Origin of the sequence: Allobosea sp. WAO, from assembly GCF_001509835.1 — a bacterium.
In the GTDB taxonomy this organism is placed as follows: domain Bacteria; phylum Pseudomonadota; class Alphaproteobacteria; order Rhizobiales; family Beijerinckiaceae; genus Allobosea.
This window is the reverse complement of record NZ_JXTJ01000006.1, coordinates 587,489-609,112: the sequence shown is the minus strand read 5'-3', so window position 1 is coordinate 609,112 and position 21,624 is coordinate 587,489. Positions and strand designations below refer to the sequence as shown.

Below are 21,624 nucleotides of genomic sequence, written 5' to 3'. Positions count from 1 at the left end.
GGTCGTCCTCAGCGGATGATATTGAAGACGTCGCGCAGCATCTCCTGCGCCGTCGAGATCACCTTGGTGTTGGCCGAATAGGCCTGCTGGGTGACGATCATCTTCGAGAACTCGTCGGCGATGTCGGTATTGGACTGTTCGACATTGCCACCGATCAGCGCCGCGGTGCCGAGGCCGACGATCGGCGCACCGGACTCGATCGTCTCCTCGAAGGCGCCGCCATCGAGACGCTTCAGCGCGTTGCCGGCGTTGAAGCGGGCGACCGCGATCTGCGCCAGCGCAACGACCTGACCGTTGCTGAAGGTGCCGATCACCTGGCCCTCGTTCGAGATCGAGACCCGGTCGAGCGTGCCGGCGGTGTAGCCGTTCTGGCGGATGCTGCGGGCGTCGATCTGGCCGCTGGTGTCGCCGTTCTGGGTCAGGCTGGTGCCGTTGGTGACGATCGTGATCGGAGCGGCTGCGGGCGAGATCGCAGTGCCACCGATCGTCATCGGCGGGATGACGATGTTGCCGTTGGCCGGCAGCGTCATCTTGCCGGTCGAGTCGAAGGTGATGTTCTGATTGATGTTCCGGTAGGCGACCGCCGCGCCGGTCGCGCCGGTATTCTCGGCGACGAACAGGTTCCAGGTGTCGGCGACGGCCGGCGGGCCTGCCGTCGCGTTGGAAATCTTGGCCCAGCGCAGCTCGACGCTCGTCGCCTTGCCGAGCGTGTCGTAGACCGTGACCGAACCGCCCGGGATCGAGCGGTTGAGGAAAGTGGTGAGGTCGCTGCCGACCACGGTGCCGGTACCGCCCGGCGTGATGCTGGGGTTGGTGCCGAAGCCCGTGCCGGCATTGAGCAGCTCGGATCCAAGTGTCGTCGAAACGGCGCTGTTGGTCTTCGGATAGGCCGGGATGTTGGCGCTGTATTCGATCTGCGTCGTCGCCTTGGCCGGGAACTGGTCCTTGGTGATGCGCAGCACATCGGGCTGGCTGCCGATCACCTGGCCGGTGACGGGGTCGATCTTCTGGCCCTTGAGATAGTAGCCGGCGCCGTTGACGAGATAGCCGTCGGCATCGAAATCGAAGTCGCCGCGGCGGGTGTAGAGATTGGTGTTGGCGAACTGGGTCGAGGCGCCGACACCGCTCTGGCGCTGGTCGACCACGAAGAAGCCGTCGCCATTGATGGCCGCATTGGTGTCGATGCGGGTCGCGTTGAGGTCGCCCTGGATCGTGTTGGTCGCACGGCTATAGGAAGCGACCGAGCCGGCGATCTGCCGGTTCAGCGCTGAATCCGGCACCAGGTCCGAGAAGCTGGTATCGACCCGCTTGAAGCCGGCGGTACGCGAGTTCGCAATGTTGCCGGAGATATTCTCGAGGGCATAGGACTGGGCCTGCATGCCCGTCACCGCCGTCGTCAGCGCACTGAAAACACCCATCGCAACCTCACCTGGTCATCAGACCCGGACAGCGCCCCCCATGGGCGGCATGTCGAACCGCAGGTGAGTTTGCACGGCCCGTGCCACAGCCAGGGCTGAGATATTTCAAGAGCTTGGATGGTTTTCAGAACCTTTCCCGACGCTTCCGACCGGGCAGATTCATCCAGCGCCGGCAAATTCTGCCGAGTGCGATCGTCATTGCAGGCGCGAAACGCAGTGCCGCCCGGACCGACGGGAAAGGCTCAACCGTCCTTGCCGCCCCAGCCCGAAAGATCGCCCGCCACGTCGGAAAGCCCCGGCGGCTGCGCCTCGACGAAGGGCAGAGGCCGGCAGACCGCGATCGCGGCAAGGCCGATACGGGCCGTCAGCAGCCCGTTCAGCACGCCCTCGCCGAGCTTGGCCGAAAGCCTCGCTGCCAGCCCCTGACCGAGCACCTGCTGGATCACCGCATCGCCGGCCGCGATGCCGCCGGTGACGACGAGATGGCCGAGCACCTGCCGCGCCAGCCTGAGCAGGCCGAGCGTCCCCGGCCGCCCGGCATAGACACCGGCGACCGCCCGCAGCAATCTTGCGCAGGCGACGAGCACGAAGACGACATCGATCAGCGCTCGGGGGCTGACGGCTGTAACCAGCGAGACCCGCCGCGCCGCCTGCGCAACTTGCGCCTGGGCCAGAGCATCGAGCGGGGCCATCAGGCTGCGCTCGGCAACGGTGAGGAGATCCCGCGCCGCCAGCAGTTGCGGCGTATGGGCGGCAAGCTCGGCCCGCCCCTTCGCCGTCTCCGCCCGCCCGGAATACAGCCGTTCGAGATCGGCAGTGACGGCGCGAGCCTTGGCAAGGTCGCTTTCGGCGAGCGCCGCGACGGCGCGCTCACGCAAGGCCTCGACCCGGCGCTCGCGCAGGATGTCGCGCAGCACGCGGGCGAGCATGACGAGGAGGGCCAGCGCCGCGAGGCCAGCGCAGACTAGCGCCGCGATGCCGACGGCCGGGTTGAGCGCCAGCAGCCACCTGATCGTCTGCTCGGCCCAGATCGCGGCGGACAGCGCCAACAGGCCCGAGAGCGCCGCGACGAACAGGCTACCCCAGCTGAAGCCGCGGCGACGCGGCACCGGTGCGGCGGGCCCCGCTTCCGGCTCGATCGGCTCGTGCTCCGGCACGACAGCGACATCGCCGCCAGCAAAGACCGGCTCGGACAGGTCGGCCTCGGCCCCGGGCTGGTCGAGACGGATCGCTCGTGGCGCCTTGCTCACCCTTGCCCTCCCCTCATGCCAGCCGGTCGCCGATCAGGAATTCGAGCGCACGGTCGAGGCGGATCTGCGGCGGTGGCGAAAGCCTGCCGCCGGCATCGGGCTTGACCAGCGGCGGCCGGAAGCGCGGCGCGCGCACCTGCCAGCGCGGCGTCGCCGGGTCGAAGATGGCTTCGGGACGCTGCGGCAACTCGCCGGGGAAGATCGCGGCCTCGGTCTGGCCGTCGAAGACCTCGCCGTCGACGACCTCGCCGGCCTCGGGTACCCCGGCGATCGCCGGCAGCTCCTCGCGCCCCTCGCGGATGCGGACCTCGCGCGTGGCGCGGATCGCGGCGAAGGCCATCGCCTCGACCTTCGCGCCGGCCCCTTGCGCCTTGCTCGCGGCACGCGCCACCAGATGCGACATCACATTGGCGAGCCGGTCATGGCTGGTGTGGTGGATATGGTCGGCCTTGGTCGCGGCGAAGAGCACTTTTTCGATGCGCGGCGCGAACAGGCTGGAGAGCCAGGAATTGCGGCCGACCGAGAAGGCCGAGAGCGCCTGGCCGAGCGCCGTCTCGAGATCGGCGAGCGCCGCCGGGCCGGCATCGAGCGCCGCCAGCGCATCGACCAGCACGATCTGCCGGTCGAGCCTGGCGAAATGCTCGCGAAAGAACGGCACGACCACGACCCGCTTATAGGCCTCGAAGCGCTCCGCCATCAGCCCGGCGAGCGTGCCCGGCGCCGGCTGGACACCGGGCGGAAGGTCGAGCGGCGCGAAGGTCAGCGCAGGCGAGCCATCGAGATCCCCCGGCATCAGGAAGCGACCGGGCGGCGTCACCGCGACCGCTTCCGGATCGGCCCGCAGTGCCGCGAGATAGGCCTTGAAGCGCTCGCTCGCCGCCTCCGCCGCCATTTCGTCAACCGGACCCGCCGGGTCGCGCCCCTTCAGGTCTTCGAGCCAGGGCGTCGCCACGGACAGGCGATGCGGCTTGCGCGCATCGGCGACCGCCTGGGCCGACCAGCCGGCATAGTCCTGATTGATCAGAGCAAGGTCGAGCAGCCATTCGCCGGGATAGTCGACGATGTCGAGCGTCAGCGTCGCCGGCCCCTTGAACCAGCCCTGCGCCCGCTCATAGTCGATCTCCAGCCGCAGCTCGGAAATCCGCCGGGTCGATTCCGGCCAGCGCCGGTCCGGCCCCGACAGCGCGGCGCGGTGCGCCTCATAGGGAAACCGCGGAATATCGGGATCGGGCTGCGGCACCAGCCGCACGCGGGCAATGCGCCCTTCCGCCGAAGCCTTCAGCACCGGCAGCCTGGCGCCCTCGACCAGGTTCTGGATCAGCGCCGTGGTGAAGACGGTCTTGCCCGAGCGCGACAGGCCGGTGACGCCGATGCGCAGCCGCGGCCGCGCCAGACCGAGCAGGCTATCGCCGAAAGCCAGCGCCGCATCGCGGGCCTCGTCGAGATAGGAGGCCGACGCCATCAGGCCGGGCGCCTCACTCGTCCGGCCCCTCGCCCAGCGAGGCGGGCGTGACGAAGCGGTCGAGCCGGCCGGAACGGGGCGCGAGGTCGCGCCAGTCCTCGATGTCGAAATCGATCACAGCGAGCCCGGCCGTCGGATACTTCTGAGACATGCGTGCCGCCGCATAGCGGTCGCCATGACTGGTGAGCTTTGAGGCGAGCTCCTCGAAGCCGGGATTGTGGCCGATCATCAGCAGGGTCCGGACCGACGGCTCGACCTCCTGCACCACCTTCAGCAAGCGCTCGGACGGCGATTCGTAGATCCGCGGCTCGAACTGCGTCGCCGGCTTTTCCGGCAGCATCGGCCGCACCAGCTCCCAGGTCTCGACCGTGCGCTTGGCCGGCGAGATCAGGACGAGGTCGGGAAACAGCAATTCCTCGGCAAGGTAGCGCCCCATCACCGGGGCGGCCTCGCGTCCGCGCACGGCGAGCGGCCGGTCGCGGTCGGCGGTGTTGGCGGGCCAGCTCGACTTGGCATGGCGCAGAAGCATCAGGCGGCGCATGGCCGCCATCTAACCATGCCCGCGGGGATTTGCGAGGGTCATGCGCCGATATCGCTCCGTCTCTGGCGCACGGCACTGACGAGCAGCTGCACGAGCTGCTCAGAATAGAGCTTGAGCAGGCGCTCGCGCCCGCCGGGCTGGGCCTCGAAAGGGCTAAGCTGCCCGTCGACCAGCATGGTCGAAAACCCATGCGTCAGCGACCAGACGAAGAGGATCGTGCCGAGATCGGCATCCGCAGAGAAACTGGATGGCAGCCGCGTCAGCAGGGCGCCCTCCTCCTGCCGCCCCAGCGCCAGCTTGGTCTCGCGCACCAGGATGCCGAAGGCCCGAACCGCGGCGCGTGCCAGCGCCTCGTCGCCGTGCTTGAGACCGAGACGACCGAAGATCACGCGGAAACGGCCCGGCCGCGCCAGGGCAACCGCTAGATAAGCATCCGCGATCGCCGCAAGACGATCGCCGCCAGTCGCGACAGCCTCCGCGACGGCTGCCTCCATCGCATTCGAAAGCTCGTCGAAGCCGAGCGTCGCCACGGCGGTCAGCAATCCCACCAGATTGCCGAAATGATGCGCCGGCGCTGCCGGCGAAACCCCGGCGCGCCGCGCGCATTCGCGCAGGGTGAAGCCGTCAACGCCCTTCTCGGCCAGCACCGCTTCGGCCGCCTCGATCATCGCCTGGCGCAAATCGCCATGATGATAACCGCCGCGCCCCGCTACCCCCATCGCCATTGCCGGCCTCACATCTTTACAGCGTCAAAATTGAACTTGACGGCGTCAAGATAGCGCAATAGGCCAAAGCGACAACTTAACAGCGTCAAGATCAGAGTTTGCGATGCCGAGCTTTTTCGATGACGCCTTCGCCCTTGCCGGCCGTCTCGCTATCATCGGCTGGCTTTCGCTGCTCCTGCTGCCGCGCTGGCGCGGGGTCTCGGCGGCACTCGCAGGGTGGATCATTCCGGCCTTGCTCTCCCTCGGATATCTCGTTCTGATCCTCGTCTACTGGCATGGTGCCGAAGGAGGCTTCGGCTCGCTCGATGCGGTCGCCAGCCTGTTCGCTTCAAAGCCGCTGCTGCTGGCTGGCTGGGTGCACTACCTCGCCTTCGACCTCTTCCTCGGGAACTGGATCCTCAGGCGTTCCCAGGAGGAGGCGATCCCGCACTGGCTGATGGTGCCGGTGCTGATCCTGACTTTTCTGTTCGGTCCTGCCGGCTATCTCGCCTGGCTGCTCATCTGCACGTCGTTCCGCCTTGCCAGCGAGGACCGGATCGCCCGCTTCCAGGCCCGGCTGCCGCGCTGGCTGCGCGATATCGAGATCGAACCGCGCCTCGCGGCAGTGGCCTTCGCCATGACCGCGCTGGCGCTGCCGACCATGCTCGCCCTGGGCCTCGACGAACGCCAATTCGGAGGCGTCGACACCTGGGTGAAGCCGCTGAAATTCGAACTCTCGGTCGCCTTCTACCTGCTGACGCTCGCGGCCTTCCTACCCCTGACCAGCGAGCGCTTCCGCGCCTCGCTCGCCGGGCGTTACATGATCTGGCCGGTGATCGTGCCGATCGTGCTCGAAGTGCTCTACATCGCCTGGCGCGCCTCCAGGCTAGAAGCCTCGCACTACAACGCCACCCCGCTCGGCACCGCGCTCTACGTGCTGATGGGCATCGGCGCCGTGATGTTCACGCTTGCACCGGGCTTCCTCGCCTATGGCCTCGCCCGGCGCGACGCCGCGCCGATGCCGCCGGTGCTGCGCTGGTCGCTGGTGATCGGCCTCGCCCTGACCTGCGTTCTCGGTTTGCTGAGCGGCATCGTGCTCGGCCGGAACCCCGGCGGCCACTTCGTCGGCACGCTTCCCGCGCTGCATCCGACGATCCCGCTTCTGGGCTGGTCGCTCAGCATCGGGGATCTGCGCCTTGCACATTTCCTCGGGCTGCACGCGCTGCAGATAATCCCTACCTTCGGGCTCCTGATCTGGCTGGCGATCCGCCGGACCGGGCCGGGCATGGTCACGCTCGGGGCCGTCTCGGCCGCCTATACCGGCCTCACCGTGATGGCGCTGCTGGCAGCGCTCGATGCCAGGCCGCTATTGGGCCTCGGTTGAGCCGCAGGCTCAGGCCTCGTCGCCCTCGCCCGCCATGATCGGCCCCTCCGGCCTCGGCTCGTAGCGCAGCAGGTCGCCGGGCTGGCAGTCGAGCACCGCGCAGATCCTGGTGAGCGTATCGAAGCGCATGCCCCGGACCTTGCCGGATTTCAGCTGGGAGACCTGCTGCTCGGTCAGGCCGATGCGCTGGGCCAGTTCCTTCGAGCGCATCTTGCGACGCGCCAGCATGACATCGAGTTCGACGATGATCGGCATCGCCAAGCTCCTACACGAAACTCTGATTCTCGTCCGCGAGGCGCACCGCTTCCTTGAGCACGAGCCCGAAAGCGACCAGCGCAGCCCCCGCCGCCAACGCGCCGAACATGCCCGGATCGAGCGTGATCGCCAGCTGCTTGTGACCTGACGGGTTGTCGAAGGTCAGCGCCACGCTCTGCAATCCGCGGGCGAGCGGCGTCGCCAGACCCATCGCCGTCAGCAGCCAGCCGACCCGTGTGAGGCGCTCCGCATTCGCCTCCTCCAGCACCTGACCGCGGCTGAAGCGGCCGAACAGGCCGGCGAGGCGCAGCATCGCCGCGACGAAGAGACCCGCCGGCACGAGGCCAACCGCAAGCGCGATCCAGTAGCCGCGCACAGAGAGCGGGCCGATCGGCGCACTCACCCCGACCGTACCGCGAGCATAGGCGGCGAGCTGCTCAGGATCGCGCCAGAGCCAAACAGCACCGAAGGCCATCAGGGCAGCCGCCGCGAAGCAGGCGAAACGGGCGATCATGCTGACGCGGCGCAGCCTCTTCATCGCGGCGAGGCCTTGGGGCGAGCTTAGAGAGGGCGTCATATTGCTTCGCTCCATGATTGACAAAATTAAACTAAGAGCTGAATTTCTGAATGTCAAAATCATTCAACCGAGAGCCACCATGCGCATCGCCCTGCCCGCCAAACTGCTGCTTGTCAGCGTCCTCGCCGGTTGCGGCCACGTTCCGCTGGCCTCTCTGCCGAAACTGTCGAAGGTCGATATCAAGACGACGAACCTCGCCGAACTGCGCGCCGGCATCAGCCTTCCCGCCGACATCCGCACGCTGCCCGGCGGCGTCACCATGACGCTCGTCGCCCTCCCGAAGGATGGCGGACGCCATGAGCGGAAGGTCGTGCTGGAGGAGGTTCGCGACGCGGCCGAACTCGCGAAGCTGCCGGCAATGGCGGCGCCCGGCCGGCGCTTCACGCTGTTCAAGCTGGGTACGCGCGATGCCGCCCGCCTCGGCGCCTTCCGCGAGGAGATGTTCGCCGGGCCGCAGAACAGCGGCAATCGCGGCAGCCTGTCGCTGGAGGCGAACAAGGCCTGCCGGCTCGGCGAACTCACGGGCAAGCCGATCGCGATGAGCGGCTACCTCAGAACGTCGGAAACGCAGGACTATGTCCTGCTGATGCGCGATTTCGATCTCAGGCAGGCCGTCCGCGAGATCGATCCGAAAGTCGATCTCGCAACTGCCATCCCGCCTTGCGACGAGGTCCCGCCGGTGAAGCTCAGCGGCTCTCGCGCCGAACCATGAAGGCGAGCTTCTCGAACAGCGAGACGTCCTGCTCGTTCTTCAGGAGCGCGCCGTGCAGCGGCGGGATCAGCTTGCGTGGATCGCGTTCGCGCAGCACCTCTGGGCCGATATCCTCGGAGACGAGCAGCTTCAGCCAGTCGAGCAATTCGGAGGTTGAGGGCTTCTTCTTGATCCCCGGCACCTCGCGGACCTCGAAGAACAGGCGCAGCGCCTCCTCCATCAGCCGCTTCTTGATGCCCGGGAAATGCACCTCGATGATCGCCTGCATCGTCTCGGCGTCGGGGAAGCGGATATAGTGGAAGAAGCAGCGGCGCAGGAAGGCGTCCGGCAGCTCCTTCTCATTGTTGGAGGTGATGATCATCACCGGGCGCTGCGCGGCGCGGATGGTCTCGCCGGTCTCGTAGACATGGAACTCCATGCGATCGAGCTCGAGCAGGAGGTCGTTCGGAAACTCGATATCGGCCTTGTCGATCTCGTCGATCAACAGCACCGGCCTGACCGGCGAGGCGAAGGCCTCCCAGAGCTTGCCGCGCTTGATGTAGTTCGCGATGTCGGAGACGCGGGCATCGCCGAGCTGGCTGTCGCGCAGGCGGCTGACCGCGTCGTATTCGTAGAGCCCTTGCTGCGCCTTGGTGGTCGACTTGACGTGCCAGGTGATCAAAGGCGCACCGAGCGCAGCGGCGATCTCCTCCGCCAGGACCGTCTTGCCCGTGCCGGGCTCGCCCTTGACCAGCAGCGGCCGCTCCAGCCGGATCGCGGCATTGACGGCGACGGTGAGATCCTCGGTGGCGACGTAAGAAGCGGTGCCGGTGAAGCGCATGCGTAACCCTTCGCGTGATCGGCGGCCGGAAAGCCGCTTCCTTCGGACCCGCATCGCCGCGAGCTTGACCGAGGTCTAGTCGGCCACTTCCGGGCGAGCAAGTTTTCGCGAGGTAGCCTCTTGATTTTGTTGTGCTGCCGCGGCGCAGCACGCAAAATTCGACATCAGCTGAATCGCCTGTTCGCTTCGAGGGGCATGTGGCCGCAACGATCGACCCCTCCACCTATCGAGACGCCGTGGTCGTGCTGGCGACGGCCGGCGTCATCGTGCCTTTCGCCAAGCGCTTCCGCGTCAACTCGGTCGTCGCCTTCATCGCCTGCGGCGCCTTGCTGGGACCGTTCGGGCTCGGCGGCCTCGTCGCCCAGGTACCACTCCTGCGCACCATCACGGTCTCCAATGCCGAGGCGCTGGCCGGCCCGGCAGAGCTCGGCATCGCCTTCCTGCTCTTCGTCATCGGGCTCGAGCTCTCCTATGACCGGTTGATGACGATGCGCCGGCTGGTCTTCGGGCTCGGCCTCGGCCAGATCGGCTTCTCCGCAGGCGTCATCGGCGCGGTCGCCTACGCTTTCGGCCAGCCTGCGACAGCGGCGCTGATCATCGGCACGGCGCTGGCGCTGTCCTCGACGGCGATGGTGGTGGAACTGCTCTCGGCCCACCGCCGCATCACCTCCTCGGCCGGCCGCGCCAGTTTCGCGATCCTGCTCTGCCAGGACCTTGCCGTCATTCCCTTGCTCTTCCTGATCAGCGTGCTCGGCTCGCAGGAGAACGGCTCGCTGCTCGCGGGCCTCGCCCAGGCCCTGCTGCAGGCGGCCGCCGCGATCGCGGCGATCATCGTCATCGGGCGCTTCGCCATGCGTCCCCTGTTCCGGCTCGTCGCCTCGACCGATTCCTCCGAAAGCTTCCTGGCGGCGACTCTTCTGGTCGCGCTCGGCACCGGGCTGATCGCCGCCGCCGCCGGCCTTTCCATGGGGCTCGGCGCCTTCATCGCCGGGCTGCTCCTGGCCGAAACCGAGTATCGCCGCGCCATCGAGGTCACGATCGAGCCGTTCAAGGCACTGCTGATCGGCGTGTTCTTCCTCACCGTCGGGATGAGCGTGAACCCGGCGGCACTTGCCGCCCAGCCTCTGGCGATCGTCGCGATTGCGGCGGGGCTTTTTCTCGCCAAGGCGACGATCACCTATCTGCTGGCGCGCTTCTTCCGGCTCGGGCGGGCGACCGCGCTGGAGAGCGCGATCATGATCGGCCCCGGCGGAGAGTTCGCCTTCGTCCTGCTCAGCGCCTCGGTCGCCGCCGGGCTCGTCGAGCGCCCGGCTTCGAGCCTCGTTCTGGCGGCGGTGTCATTAACCATGATCTCCCTGCCGCTGGCCGCCCGGCTGGCGCGCACGCTGGCGACGCGTTTCGCGCCGACAGTGCAGCTGCCGGACGAGGCGCACATCCTGCCGCCGGCCGATCATGCCGCCCGCGCCCTCGTCGTCGGCTGCGGCCGCGTCGGCCGCCTGGTCGGCGAGATGCTGGAGCAGCACAAGGCTCCCTTCCTGGTGGTCGATGCCGATCCCGCCCTGGTCGCGAGCCAGCGCCGGGCCGGGCGCCCCGCCTTCTACGGCGATGCCACCAAGCCGGAATTCCTGCGCCTCTGCGGCTTGCAGGAGGCGACCGCGCTGATCGTGACGATCGACAATCAGCGGGCCGTCGACGAGATCGTCAGGGTCGCGCGCGCGATGCGGCCCGAGCTCGTGATCGTCGCCCGCGCCCGCGACGCCAAGCATGCCCGCCATCTCTACGAGATCGGCGTCAACGACGCCGTGCCCGAGACGATCGAGGCCAGCCTGCAATTGTCGGAAGCCGCCCTCGTCGGGCTCGGCGTGCCGATGGGCCTCGTCATCGCCTCGGTACATCAGCGCCGCGACGATTTCCGCAGCGAGCTTAAGCCGGCGAGCGCGCCCGCCCGCTCGCTTCCGCGCCACGCGCGCTCGCGAAGGCTGTGACGTTCTGCACTGGCACCGGCCGCGCTGCCGCCTCCTGCGCCGCCCGGCGGATATGACCGTAGAACTGTTCGGCGCTGCTCTGCCAGCTATGGTGCGCCGCGAGCTCCGGTCCGGCCTCGCGTGACAGCCTGAGCGCCGAGAGCGCCGCCTGTCGCAGATCCTCGTGCAGCACCGCCGCATGGCTGCCGGCGAAGACGTCGCTCGGCCCCTGCACCGGGAAGGCTGCGACCGGCAGGCCGCTCGCCGCCGCCTCGAGCAGGACGATGCCGAAGGTGTCGGTCAGGCTCGGGAAGACGAAGACGTCCGAGGAGGCATAGATCGCCGCGAGGTCCTCGCCCTCGCGCGAGCCCAGGAAATGGGCCTCCGGAAAGGCCCGCTTCAGGTCTGCCAGTGCCGGGCCGTCACCGACCACGACCTTGCTGCCCGGCAGGCGCAGCGACAGGAACGCCTCGAGGTTCTTCTCGACCGCGACCCGGCCGACGCTGAGGAAGATCGGCCGCGGCAGGTCGAGCACGCTCGTGGCCCGCGGATGAAACAGGGAAAGATCGACGCCGCGGCCCCAGCGCAGGATGTGCTCGAAGCCATGCTCGCGCAGCTCGGCCTCGACCGTCGCCGTCGAGACCATCACCCCCGCCGCCGGTGCGTGGAATCGGCGCAGGAAACGGTAGCTCCAGCTTTCGGGGATCGGCCAGCGGGCCGCGACATATTGCGGGAAGCGGGTGTGGTAGCTCGTCGTGAAGGTCCGCTTCTGAGCGAGGCAGACCGCGCGGGTCAGCCAGCCGATCGGCCCCTCGGTCGCGATGTGGATATGGTCGGGGCCGAATTCCGCGATGCGCCTTGCGACCTGCTGCTGGCTGGCGAGGGCGATGCGAATATCCGGATAGGACGGCAGGCCGACCTGCCGAAAACCCTCCGGCGTCAGCATCTGCGCCGTCACGCCGAAATCGGGTGCGGCCTCGAACATCCGCTCCAGCGAGCGCACGACGCCGTTGATCTGCGGCCGCCAGGCGTCGGTGGCGATCAGGACACGCATCAGGCAGCCTCACCGACCAGAACCGGCGCCGGCCGCTGCGGGGCGGACACGGCCAACAGGCCCGGATTCTCGCCCCTGAAGCGGTGCTGCGGCCAGCGGATGATCTCGAAGCGGCCGTCGTCATGCTCGACGACCGCCGTGCAGCTCTCAACCCAGTCGCCGGTGTTGATGTAGGTCAGCCCGTCGATCTGGCGCTGCGTCGCATGGTGGATATGGCCGCAGATCACGCCGTCAGCCTTGTGCCGCCGCGCCTCGTCGGCCAGGCACTGCTCGAACTCGCCGATATAGTTGACCGCGTTCTTGACCTTGTGCTTCGCCCAGGCCGAGAGCGACCAGTGCGGCAGGCGCAGGGTCCGGCGCACCTTGTTGATCCCGTGGTTCAGGACGAGGGCGACGGTGTAGGCCCAGTCGCCGAGCAGCGCGAGCCATTTGGCGTTGCGCACGACGAGGTCGAACAGGTCGCCATGGATCACCAGCATCCGCCGGCCATCGGCGGCCTCGTGGATGATCTCGTCGACCAGCGTGATGCCTCCGAACTGCAGCCCGGTGTAGTCGCGCAGGAAGTCGTCGTGATTGCCGGTGACGTAGACCAGCTTCGAGCCCTTGCGCACCTTGCGCAGCAGCTTCTGCACGACGTCGTTATGGGCCTGCGGGAAGTACCAGCCGTTCTTCAGCCGCCAGCCGTCGATAATGTCGCCGACCAGATAGATCTGCGGCGCATCATAGGCCCGCAGGAACTCCAGAACGAGGTCCGCCTGCGCCCCGCGCGTACCCAGATGCAGGTCGGAGATGAAGATGCTGCGAACCTGCTTGGCGTCGCTGTCGTCGCTCATGTGCCGCCAGCCCATCCTGTTGCAATGCGAGAGCCGGTCCGCTCGGATTGGAACAATCTGGGCGGTGAATCCGTCTCTCAACCCAAGTTCGAGACCACATTTCCGACCGGTTGCTTTGCAGCCGGTCGGAGCGGGCTCACCGGCGTTTCCCTGATTTGCGCTACGCTTTGATGACGCGGCGGGAAAACCGTGCTTTGGCTGCGGCACTGGAAATTCGGAGGAACACCATGGATCTGGGAATCGCCGGCCGCACCGCCATCGTCTGCGCCTCGAGCAAGGGGCTCGGCCGCGGCTGCGCTCAGGCACTGGCCGAGGCCGGCTGCACCGTCGTCGTCAACGGGCGCGACGCCAAGACCCTGGAAGAGACCGCGAGCGCGATCCGCGCCAGCACCGGCGCGACGATCATCGCAGTCGTCGCCGACGTCTCGACCAGGGCCGGCCAGGACGCGCTGCTCGCCGCATCGCCCGAGGTCGACATCCTCGTCAACAACAATGGCGGTCCGCCGCCGAAGCCCTTCCGCGAGGTGACGCGCGAGGCGCTGCTCGAGGGCGTCGCGCAGAACATGGCGACGCCGCTCGAGCTGACCCAACGCGTGGTCGACGGCATGATCGAGCGCGGCTTCGGCCGCATCGTCAACATCACCTCAGCGAGCGTGCTGACGCCGCTGACCGGGCTCGACGTCTCCTCCGCCGCCCGCGCCGGCCTCACCGCCTTCCTCGCCGGCGTGGCGCGCGAGATCGCCCATGCCAACGTCACCATCAACAACATCCTGCCCGGCGTCTTCGCCACCGACCGCCTGACCACCTCGACCAAGCGCGTCGCGGCGATGAAAGGCATTTCGGAAGAGGAAGTGATGAAGCTGCGCCGCGCCGAGATCCCAGCCGGCCGCTTCGGCGAGGCCGAGGAGTTCGGCAAGCTCTGCGCCTTCCTCGCCAGCGCCCATGCCGGCTACATCACCGGCCAGAACTTCCTGATGGACGGCGGCTCGTTCCGGACCAATTTCTGACGCCAGGAATACGACCCTCATCCTGAGGAGCCATGTCGTACGACATGGCGTCTCGAAGGATGCTCCAGGAGGCTCCGGAACCATCTGGAGCATCCTTCGAGACGGCCCTTTCGGGCCTCCTCAGGATGAGGTCGAGAACCTCCGTATAGCACCGCATGCCAACTCGGCCGCCATGACGATCACCTATCGAAAAGCCGTCCCCGAAGACACGCCCGACTGCATCGTCCTGCGCGGCATGACGCGTGAGAACGCCTTCTCGGTTGCGGAACTTAGGGAGCGCGGCATCACGCTGGAGAGCTGGCGCGACGCCATCGCCGATGGCAGCCTGCCCGGCCATGTCGCGACCGAAGACGGCAAGATCGTCGGCTACTGCTTCGGGCATGCCGACAGCGGCGAGATCGCCGTCCTCGCTCTGCTGCCGGGCCAGGAAGGCAAGGGCATCGGCAAGAAGCTGCTTTCGCTGATGGTCGAGGAACTCGGGAAGTTCGGCTTCGAGCGGCTCTTCCTCGGCTGCTCCACCGATCCCGAGGTGCGCTCCTACGGCTTCTATCGGCATCTCGGCTGGCGCTCGACCGGCAGCTTCGACGAGGCCGGCGACGAGGTGCTGGAATACGCGCTTCGTTGAAGCCGCCTGCGAGGAAATGCGCCTTGCCGATGGCTGCCGCGTCCCGCGCCCTGCCGGTCGGCCCTGCAAGATCGACGCTTTGAACGACTCCAGGCTCGTGGTCTAAGGGGGTGGTCCTCTACAAGACTCCTCCCCCGCGCCCCGAACTTCGCTTTGTCCCCTCTTCTCGGCATCAGCTTCAAGCTGCTCTCGGCTTTGTCCTTCACGCTGATGTCGGCGGCGATCAAACTGCTCGCCGCGCGCTATCCGACGGGCGAGCTGGTATTCTTCCGCTCCTTCTTCGCCCTGATCCCGCTGGTGATCTGGCTTTCCTGGCGCAGCGAGTTCCCGAGCGCCCTCAAGACCAGCAATCTGCGCGGCCACATGAAGCGCGGCATCATCGGCTCGACCGGCATGTTCCTCGGCTTCGCCGCCCTGCATCTGCTGCCGCTCTCGGATGCGGTCGCGATCGGCTATGCCGCCCCATTGATCCTGGTGGCGCTGGCAGCGCTGATCCTGAAGGAAAAGGTCCGGGTCTATCGCTGGACCGCCGTCTGCATCGGCTTCCTAGGCGTGCTCCTGATGCTCTCCCCGCATATGAAGCCGGATGCGTTCGCGCAGGGCCTGTCGGGAGGCCCCGCCATTGGCGCACTGCTGGCGCTCGGCGGCGCCTTCTGCTCCGCCTTCGCCTCGGTCGAGGTGCGCATGCTCACCCGCACCGAGAAGACCGGCGCCATCGTCTTCTACTTCATGTCGCTGACCTCGCTGCTCGGTCTGCTGACCATTTTCCTCGGCTGGACCATGCCGAACTGGCAGGAATTCCTGCTGCTGGTGACGATCGGCGTGCTCGGCGGCCTCGGCCAGATCCTGCTGGTCCAGGCCTATCGCTATGGTGATGCCTCGCTGGTCGCGCCCTTCGAGTATTCGACCATGATCTGGGCGACTGCGCTCGGCTGGTTCGTCTTCGGCGAATGGCCGGCCATGGCGGTCGTCGCCGGTTCGCTGATCGTCATCGCCTCGGGGATCTATGTGATCCTGCGCGAGAAGCAGCTCGGCCTGCTGAAGCGCGAAACCCGGGAAGTCGGCCCCTCGCGCTCCACCTGACGCGCAAGCCTTTGCTTGCCGCTTGGAGCAATCCGAGGCATTGTCCGCCAATACAAACGATCGTTCGCTTTCCCAAACGAGCGGTAAAGCGATGAGGCAAGGACCTATGGGCATCGAAACCAGAGAACGTGGCGGCCGCGAGATGGAATCGGGCGCGCAGGTGATCTCCGGTCAGCTCGGCAAGACGATCCAGCGGCTGCGCAAGGCCTATAATCTCTCGCTCTCGGAACTCGCCGAGCAGTCCGGCGTCGCCAAGTCGATCATCAGCCAGATCGAGCGCAACGAGACCAATCCGACGCTCGCGACGATCTGGCGGCTGTCGCAGGCGCTCGACGTCTCGATCGAGCGCGTGCTCTCTTCGAATGAGGAAGAGGCCTTCATCGAGAAGATCGCCCGCCCGGACACGCCGATCCTCGTCTCGGAGGACGGCAAGCTCCGCCTCGCCATCATCGGCTGGATCAAGACCGTCGAATGGCTGCAATGGTACGAGGTCAGCGCCGAGCCGGGCGGCGAGCTCGATTCAGAAGGTCACCAGCGCGGCTCGATCGAGTCGCTCTCGGTCAGCGCCGGCGAATTCGAGGTCGAGGTCGGCGGCGTCACCCAGCGCGCCAAGGCCGGCGAGACCCTGCGCTATCGCTGCGACCGCCAGCATGTCGTGCGCTGCGTCGGCGACAAGCCGGGCACCGCCCTGATGGTCTGCATCCTCAAAGCGGCGGTGATGGACTAGCGCATTTCCGCGATCCTATGAATCGCGGAAATGCTCTATCTCTTTGTTTTATCGCATTTTCTTCACACGAACCGGTATCCACTTCGCTCGAAAATGCTCTGGCGCGGACCATCCCGCCCGATCAGGCCACCTGCCCGACTCCAGCCGGCCTCGCCAGCGCGAAGCGTATCGCGGCGCCGCACGATGGACTACGGCCAGAGAAGCCGCGACTTCGTTGAACCATGAGGCTTTCTCACATGCCGTCTTCAGCCGTTTCGGCTCGCCTGGCGATGCTCGCCGCCCTGGCCCTGCCGATGACACTCGCGCCGCTGCGCATCGAAGCCGCTGAAACGAGGACCTTCAACGCGCAGGACGGAAGCTACAGCTTCGAATACCCGCTGGACTTCTCCCTGGATCATCTCTTCGCGGATGGAACAGGCGATGTGGCGGGCGTCAAGGCGTCTTCGCCGACCAATGGTGATGTGCGTATCACCTTCCTGGGGCCCCGCGATGCCGGCGAACTCCAGGAGGTGAGCGAGCGGACGCGTCAATCCATCGCCAACGCCTTCACCAAGGCAATCGCGGTTCGCCCCTCGATCGAGCTCAAATCGGCGACCATGACGACCCTGCTCGGCCGGCCGGCCGTCGACATGGTCTTCTCCAACGGGCGGCTGCCTTTCAGCAAGGAGCATCCCCAGATCAAGCGCTATGTTTTCACGGCGATCGGCGAGAAGGCCTATAATTTCGAGTGCATTTATCGCGCAGACAAGGCCGAGCAATTCGCGCCGGCCTGCGATCTGGCCGTTTCGACCGTAAGATTGCGCGATCCCGCGGCGAAGGCGGGCGCCCCTGCAAGCACCGGTGACGACAAGGCGGCAACAGGATCTGCAGGCCGCTGCACCAAGCTGGAGCTGAACAGGCGCGCCGGGCTGGTCAGGGACATGACATCTAGCTTGCTGATGAAGGACCAATCCCCCGCGACGATCGAACGGCTGAGGAAGGCCCATGCGGCGATGCAGGCGGTCGACGATCGGGCGGGCGACAAACCGTCCGAGCGGGACTGCAAGGACATCGACGCTATCGGCGCGTCCCTGAAATAGCTCCCGGCTGACGGAAAAGACGCCGCGGTCCCGTGCCTCAGCCGCCCGCTGCGGGCTTGGGCGGCCGCGGCGGGCCCTGCACTGCCGGCAGCGACTTCAGATATTCCGCCATCGCCAGCCGGTCGGCCTCCGGGAGCTGCGCGGTATTGCGCACCACTGCCGCCATCGAGCCGCCGACGCTGTCGAACTCCGGGGTGAAGCCCGATTTCAGCAGTTCCGCGATCTCGGACTTGGACCACTTGCCGAGCCCGTCCTCGGACTGCGTGATGTTCGGCACCCAGCCCTTGCCCTCCGGGTCCGGTCCGCCGGCATAACGCGTCGCCTGGACGATCGCGCCGAGGCTGTTGCGCGCGGAATGGCATTCGGCGCAATGGCCGGGCCCCTGCACCAGATAGGCACCACGGTTCCATTCGTCGCTTTTCGTCGGATCGGGCTTGAACGGCGCCCCGTCGAAGAAGAGCAGCTTCCAGCCGCCGACCATGCGCCGGATGTTGAAGGGGAACGGCAGCTCATGCGGCGGCGCCCTGCCCTCGACTGCCGGCAAGGTGCGGATATAGGCCAAGAGGTCGGCCAGCGCCTTCGGCGTCATCAGCCGATAGGAGGTGTAGGGGAAGGACGGATAGAGATGCTGCCCTGCGGGCGAGACGCCGGCCGCCATCGCCTGGATGAAATCGGCCGTGCCCCAGTTGCCGATGCCGTCGCGCGTATGCGGCGAGATGTTCGGGACGTGGAACTTGCCGAAGGGCGAGCCGAGTTCGAGCCCGCCGCCGAGCCGCGTCTTGTCGTCCTGTCCCGGCGTCGCATGGCAGGAGGCGCAGCCGCCCGCGGCGAAGAGCAGCTTGCCGTTCTCGACATCGGGCTGCGGCAGCGTGCCGATTTCGGGTCCCGGCGAGACCACGCGCGGATCGGTGAGGACGAAGAAGCCGGCGATACCCGCCAAAGCGAAGACCAGGAGGGTTATCAGCAGGCGGCGCATCGGTTCCTCATCTGTGGCCCGTCATGTCCAAGGCAGTTTCGGCCAAGAACGTGCGGCCGAAAAGCCCGTCGGACAAAGAGGCCGCCATATCGCATGGCAAACGCCGTCATTCCGGCCGCAGCGACGCGGAGCGCCGGAATGACGGGTGAAGGGATCTGGTGGCCTGTTCGGCTCACTTCTTGATGCGGTAGACCTCGTGGCAGCTGCCGCAATTCTTGGTGGCATCGCCGAAGGCCGCGCGGAAGGAAGCGAGGTCAGTCGCGGCAGCACCCTTGGCCGCATCGGCCTCGAACTTGGCGAAGGCGGTCTTGAAGCCGGCTTGGTCATCCCAGACCTTCGGGGCGGCCGTGGTTTCGCCGCCGGTCTTGGAATTGTCCGGGAACAGGGCCGGGACCTTCTTGGCCGCGTCGCTGTAGACCTTGAAGATGCCCTGCACCTTGGCCGCATCGAACGGCGCCTCGCCCTTGGCGATGGCCGCGCCTTCACGGGTCGCCGCACCGACGCTCTTCATCGCGTCCTTGCGCTCTGCGATCGGGTTCGACTGAGCGACGACGGCAGAGACGCCGATGGCGAGGCCAAGGGCGACGAGAACGGGACGGATCATACGCTGTATCCTCTGGAAGGCTGGCGCCGGAACCGGCGCTGTTTGGAACACTTCCAGATCAACCGATGACGATGACGCCGCCAAGTCGCATTCGCGTGAAATTGTTTGCGCGAATGCAAACCCGATCTTGCATCAACCGCCGTACCCGGCGCCCTTCAGCGCCGCGAACACCTTGACCGGCGTCGCCGGCATGTCGATCGCCTTGATGCCCGCAGCGCGGTTGAGCGCATCGACCATGGCGTTCATCACCGCAGGGCAGGCACCGATCGCCCCGGCCTCACCCGCGCCCTTCACGCCGAGCGCGTTGGTGACGCACGGCACGTTGCGCGTCTCGAAATGGAAGTTCGGGATGTCGATCGCACGCGGCAGGGCGTAGTCCATGAAGGTCGCGGTCAGCAGCTGGCCGGACGAGTCGAAGCGGATCTCCTCCATCAGCGCCTGGCCGATGCCTTGCGCCGCACCGCCATGGACCTGGCCCTGCAGCATGATCGGGTTCAACGTCACGCCGAAATCGTCGACCACGACATAGTTCTGGATCTCCGTGCCGCCAGTCGCCGGATCGACTTCCAGTTCCACGACATGGGTGCCGTTCGGATAGGTCGCTTCCGGCGGCGTCCAACTTTGATGAACGCTGAGCTGCTCGGCCTTGGCGCCGGGCAGATTGGCGATCGCCTTGAGGTCGAGCTTCTTGTCGGTGCCGACGATGCGCACGGCGCCGTCGACGATCTCGAGATCGGCCGAGGCGGCTTCGAGCACGTCCGAGGCAAGGCTCTTGAGATTGTCGGCAAGGATGCCGGTCGCCGCGTTCAGCGCCGCACCGCCGACCGGGATCGAGCGCGAGCCGCCAGTGCCGGAGCCGGTCGCGACCTTGTCGGTGTCGCCCTGGACCACCTTGATGCGGTCGAGCGGGATGTCGAGATGCTGGGCGACCAGCTGCGAATAGGCGGTCTCGTGGCCCTGCCCGTTCGACTGGGTGCCGATCAGGACGGTTACCGTGCCGTCCTTCTCCAGGATCACGGTCGAGCTCTCCGGCCCGCCGCCGCCGCAGGCCTCGATATAGCAGGCGAGGCCGATGCCGCGGATCTTGCCAGCCTTCTGCGAGGCCTTCAGGCGCCCCTTGAAGCCCTTCCAGTCCGCCACCTCCATGGCGCGGCGCATATGGCCCTCGAACTCGCCGGAATCATAGACCGGGCCGGTCTGCGTCTTGTGCGGCATCTCGCTCGGCTTGACGAAGTTGAGGGCGCGCACCGCATCCGGCGTCTTTCCGGTCTCGCGCGCGATCGCATCGACCAGCCGCTCGATCAGATAGGCCGCCTCGGGCCGCCCGGCGCCGCGATAGGCATCGACCGGCGTGGTGTTGGTGAAGACGCCGCGGAAACGGACATGCACCGCCGGGATGCTGTAGCAGCCCGGCGTCATCGTCGTGCCGACCCAGGGGATGAAGGGCCCATACTGCGAGAGATAGGCGCCCATATCGGCAGCGAGATCGACCTTGAGGCCGATGAACTTGCCGCGCTTGTCGAGCGCCATCGTCGCCGTCGTCAGATTGGCGCGGCCATGGGTGTCGGCGAGGAAATGCTCGGTCCGGTCGGCGACCCAGCGCACCGGCCGCTTCAACTTCTCGGCCGCGACCATGGTCAGCGGGTATTCGCGGTACATGAAGATCTTGGTGCCGAAGCCGCCGCCGACATCGGGGGTGATCACCCGGATGCGGGACTGCGGGACCTTGAGGATGTAGTCGGCGAGGATCTCGCGCGTGCCATGGCTGCCCTGGCTGCCGAGCGTCAGGGTCCAGCGCTTGCTCGCCTTGTCGTATTCGGCGATGCAGGCGCGCGTCTCCATATAGTTGGAGGCGAGGCGGTTGTTGACGATTGTGACCGAGACCGTCCGGTCGGCCTTGGCGAAGGCGTCTTCCGTTTTCTTGCGATTGCCCTGCTCGGCCTCGAAGGCGACATTGCCGTCGCGATCCGGCCAGACCTGCGGCGCGTCCGGCTCGAGCGATGCGGCGATGCCGGTGGTCGAGGGCAGCGTCTCGAACGCGATCTCGATCGCCTCGGCAGCATTCCGCGCCTGGTCGAGCGTCTCGGCGACGACGAAGGCGATCGCCTCGCCGACATGGCGCACCGTGTCGACCGGCAGAACCGGCACCGGGTTGGGCTGCACGTCCTCGCCCGAGATTTCCTTGATCAGTCCCTTGCAGGGGATGTCGCCGAGATGGGCGACGTCCTCGCCGGTCAGGATCAGCTTGACGCCCTTGAGCTTCAGCGCCGCCTGCTTGTCGACGATCCTGAACGTCGCGTGCGCATGCGGCGAGCGCAGCACATAGGCGTGCAGCGCGCCCTCGACGGCGGTGTCGTCGGTATAGCGGCCCGTACCGGTGGTCAGGCGCTGATCCTCGACCCGGCGAACCGGCTGGCCTACTCCGAACTTCATGGGTCGCATGGCGGTGTCCTCGGAATTATTCGAAGTCGAGTCTGGAACAGGGCCGGCTTGCAGTCAGCCCCCGGCTGGAGGCCTTCCGCATTGCACGCAGCGCAGGCCGGTCGCGC

21 protein-coding genes are annotated in these 21,624 nt (G+C 67.0%); 8 read left to right on the top strand and 13 right to left on the bottom strand.

All coding sequences use genetic code 11. The features are described 5' to 3' along the window. Window positions 1-8 precede the first annotated feature (8 nt). The 5 genes from DK26_RS12060 to DK26_RS12040 all read right to left on the bottom strand — a co-directional run bounded on the left by DK26_RS12060 (window position 9) and on the right by DK26_RS12040 (window position 5,396). Window positions 9-1,418: a flagellar hook-basal body complex protein gene (locus DK26_RS12060; RefSeq protein ID WP_066472258.1), complete on the bottom strand. Its 1,410-nt coding sequence runs from the start codon at window positions 1,416-1,418 to the stop codon at window positions 9-11. Window positions 1,419-1,660: 242 nt separating this feature from the next. After that, window positions 1,661-2,668 (bottom strand): TIGR01620 family protein, encoded by a 1,008-nt coding sequence (locus DK26_RS12055; protein WP_066472256.1) that lies wholly within the window; start codon window positions 2,666-2,668, stop codon window positions 1,661-1,663. A 13-nt stretch (window positions 2,669-2,681) separates the two neighbouring features. Then, window positions 2,682-4,130, bottom strand: coding sequence for a YcjX family protein (locus DK26_RS12050; protein ID WP_066472253.1), 1,449 nt, complete (start codon window positions 4,128-4,130; stop codon window positions 2,682-2,684). 13 nt (window positions 4,131-4,143) lie between these two features. Beyond that, window positions 4,144-4,671: a histidine phosphatase family protein gene (locus tag DK26_RS12045; protein WP_083533181.1), complete on the bottom strand. Its 528-nt coding sequence runs from the start codon at window positions 4,669-4,671 to the stop codon at window positions 4,144-4,146. Window positions 4,672-4,709: 38 nt separating this feature from the next. Then, window positions 4,710-5,396 carry a TetR/AcrR family transcriptional regulator gene (locus DK26_RS12040; RefSeq protein ID WP_066472244.1) on the bottom strand — a complete coding sequence of 229 codons (687 nt, stop codon included), beginning with the start codon at window positions 5,394-5,396 and terminating at the stop codon, window positions 4,710-4,712. 103 nt (window positions 5,397-5,499) lie between these two features. Between DK26_RS12040 and DK26_RS29345 the strand changes: the two genes are divergently transcribed. Then, on the top strand, window positions 5,500-6,759 hold the full coding sequence (locus tag DK26_RS29345; protein ID WP_066472241.1) for an ABA4-like family protein: 1,260 nt from the start codon (window positions 5,500-5,502) through the stop codon (window positions 6,757-6,759). A 9-nt stretch (window positions 6,760-6,768) separates the two neighbouring features. On the opposite strand, the gene DK26_RS12030 is transcribed toward DK26_RS29345, so the two are convergent. Then, window positions 6,769-7,014: a helix-turn-helix transcriptional regulator gene (locus DK26_RS12030; protein WP_066472239.1), complete on the bottom strand. Its 246-nt coding sequence runs from the start codon at window positions 7,012-7,014 to the stop codon at window positions 6,769-6,771. A 10-nt stretch (window positions 7,015-7,024) separates the two neighbouring features. Continuing rightward, window positions 7,025-7,528 (bottom strand): DUF2975 domain-containing protein, encoded by a 504-nt coding sequence (locus tag DK26_RS12025; protein ID WP_198162314.1) that lies wholly within the window; start codon window positions 7,526-7,528, stop codon window positions 7,025-7,027. Here DK26_RS12025 and DK26_RS12020 point away from each other — a divergent pair. After that, the gene (locus DK26_RS12020) at window positions 7,527-8,303 is read left to right on the top strand and encodes a hypothetical protein (protein ID WP_184231642.1); all 777 of its coding nucleotides are present in this window, start codon (window positions 7,527-7,529) and stop codon (window positions 8,301-8,303) included. The genes DK26_RS12025 and DK26_RS12020 overlap by 2 nt on opposite strands. On the opposite strand, the gene DK26_RS12015 is transcribed toward DK26_RS12020, so the two are convergent. Next, a complete protein-coding gene (locus DK26_RS12015; protein ID WP_066472233.1) occupies window positions 8,278-9,123 on the bottom strand; it encodes a MoxR family ATPase in 846 nt (281 codons plus the stop codon). The two genes, DK26_RS12020 and DK26_RS12015, sit on opposite strands and share 26 nt — an antisense overlap. A gap of 197 nt (window positions 9,124-9,320) precedes the next feature. Here DK26_RS12015 and DK26_RS12010 point away from each other — a divergent pair, with 197 nt between their 5' ends. Beyond that, complete coding sequence (locus tag DK26_RS12010) at window positions 9,321-11,108, top strand: cation:proton antiporter (RefSeq protein WP_066472231.1); 1,788 nt, start codon at window positions 9,321-9,323, stop codon at window positions 11,106-11,108. Here DK26_RS12010 and DK26_RS12005 read toward each other — a convergent pair. Together DK26_RS12005 and DK26_RS12000 are read right to left on the bottom strand one after the other, a co-directional pair. Further along, window positions 11,047-12,141 carry a glycosyltransferase family 1 protein gene (locus DK26_RS12005; RefSeq protein WP_083533156.1) on the bottom strand — a complete coding sequence of 365 codons (1,095 nt, stop codon included), beginning with the start codon at window positions 12,139-12,141 and terminating at the stop codon, window positions 11,047-11,049. The two genes, DK26_RS12010 and DK26_RS12005, sit on opposite strands and share 62 nt — an antisense overlap. Further along, a complete protein-coding gene (locus DK26_RS12000) occupies window positions 12,141-12,974 on the bottom strand; it encodes a UDP-2,3-diacylglucosamine diphosphatase (RefSeq protein ID WP_083533155.1) in 834 nt (277 codons plus the stop codon). Before DK26_RS12000 ends, DK26_RS12005 begins: the two co-directional genes overlap by 1 nt. A 227-nt stretch (window positions 12,975-13,201) precedes the next feature. Between DK26_RS12000 and DK26_RS11995 the strand changes: the two genes are divergently transcribed. The 5 genes from DK26_RS11995 to DK26_RS11975 all read left to right on the top strand — a co-directional run bounded on the left by DK26_RS11995 (window position 13,202) and on the right by DK26_RS11975 (window position 17,495). Then, on the top strand, window positions 13,202-13,981 hold the full coding sequence (locus DK26_RS11995) for an SDR family oxidoreductase (RefSeq protein WP_066472229.1): 780 nt from the start codon (window positions 13,202-13,204) through the stop codon (window positions 13,979-13,981). A 172-nt stretch (window positions 13,982-14,153) separates the two neighbouring features. Continuing rightward, on the top strand, window positions 14,154-14,606 hold the full coding sequence (locus DK26_RS11990) for a GNAT family N-acetyltransferase (RefSeq protein ID WP_066472228.1): 453 nt from the start codon (window positions 14,154-14,156) through the stop codon (window positions 14,604-14,606). A gap of 153 nt (window positions 14,607-14,759) precedes the next feature. After that, window positions 14,760-15,689 carry a DMT family transporter gene (locus DK26_RS11985; RefSeq protein WP_066472227.1) on the top strand — a complete coding sequence of 310 codons (930 nt, stop codon included), beginning with the start codon at window positions 14,760-14,762 and terminating at the stop codon, window positions 15,687-15,689. Window positions 15,690-15,795: 106 nt separating this feature from the next. Further along, window positions 15,796-16,416 carry an XRE family transcriptional regulator gene (locus DK26_RS11980; RefSeq protein WP_066472225.1) on the top strand — a complete coding sequence of 207 codons (621 nt, stop codon included), beginning with the start codon at window positions 15,796-15,798 and terminating at the stop codon, window positions 16,414-16,416. A 269-nt stretch (window positions 16,417-16,685) separates the two neighbouring features. Continuing rightward, entirely contained in the window at window positions 16,686-17,495 is an 810-nt protein-coding gene (locus tag DK26_RS11975; protein WP_157089624.1) for a hypothetical protein, read from the top strand. 37 nt (window positions 17,496-17,532) lie between these two features. Here the strand turns inward: DK26_RS11975 and DK26_RS11970 are convergent, their stop codons facing one another. From DK26_RS11970 to DK26_RS11960, 3 genes are all read right to left on the bottom strand, one after another. Next, window positions 17,533-18,471, bottom strand: coding sequence for a cytochrome c (locus DK26_RS11970; RefSeq protein WP_066472221.1), 939 nt, complete (start codon window positions 18,469-18,471; stop codon window positions 17,533-17,535). 172 nt (window positions 18,472-18,643) lie between these two features. Then, window positions 18,644-19,075, bottom strand: coding sequence for a cytochrome c (locus DK26_RS11965; protein WP_066472219.1), 432 nt, complete (start codon window positions 19,073-19,075; stop codon window positions 18,644-18,646). A gap of 132 nt (window positions 19,076-19,207) precedes the next feature. Beyond that, window positions 19,208-21,517, bottom strand: coding sequence for a xanthine dehydrogenase family protein molybdopterin-binding subunit (locus DK26_RS11960; protein WP_066472217.1), 2,310 nt, complete (start codon window positions 21,515-21,517; stop codon window positions 19,208-19,210). Window positions 21,518-21,624 lie beyond the last annotated feature (107 nt).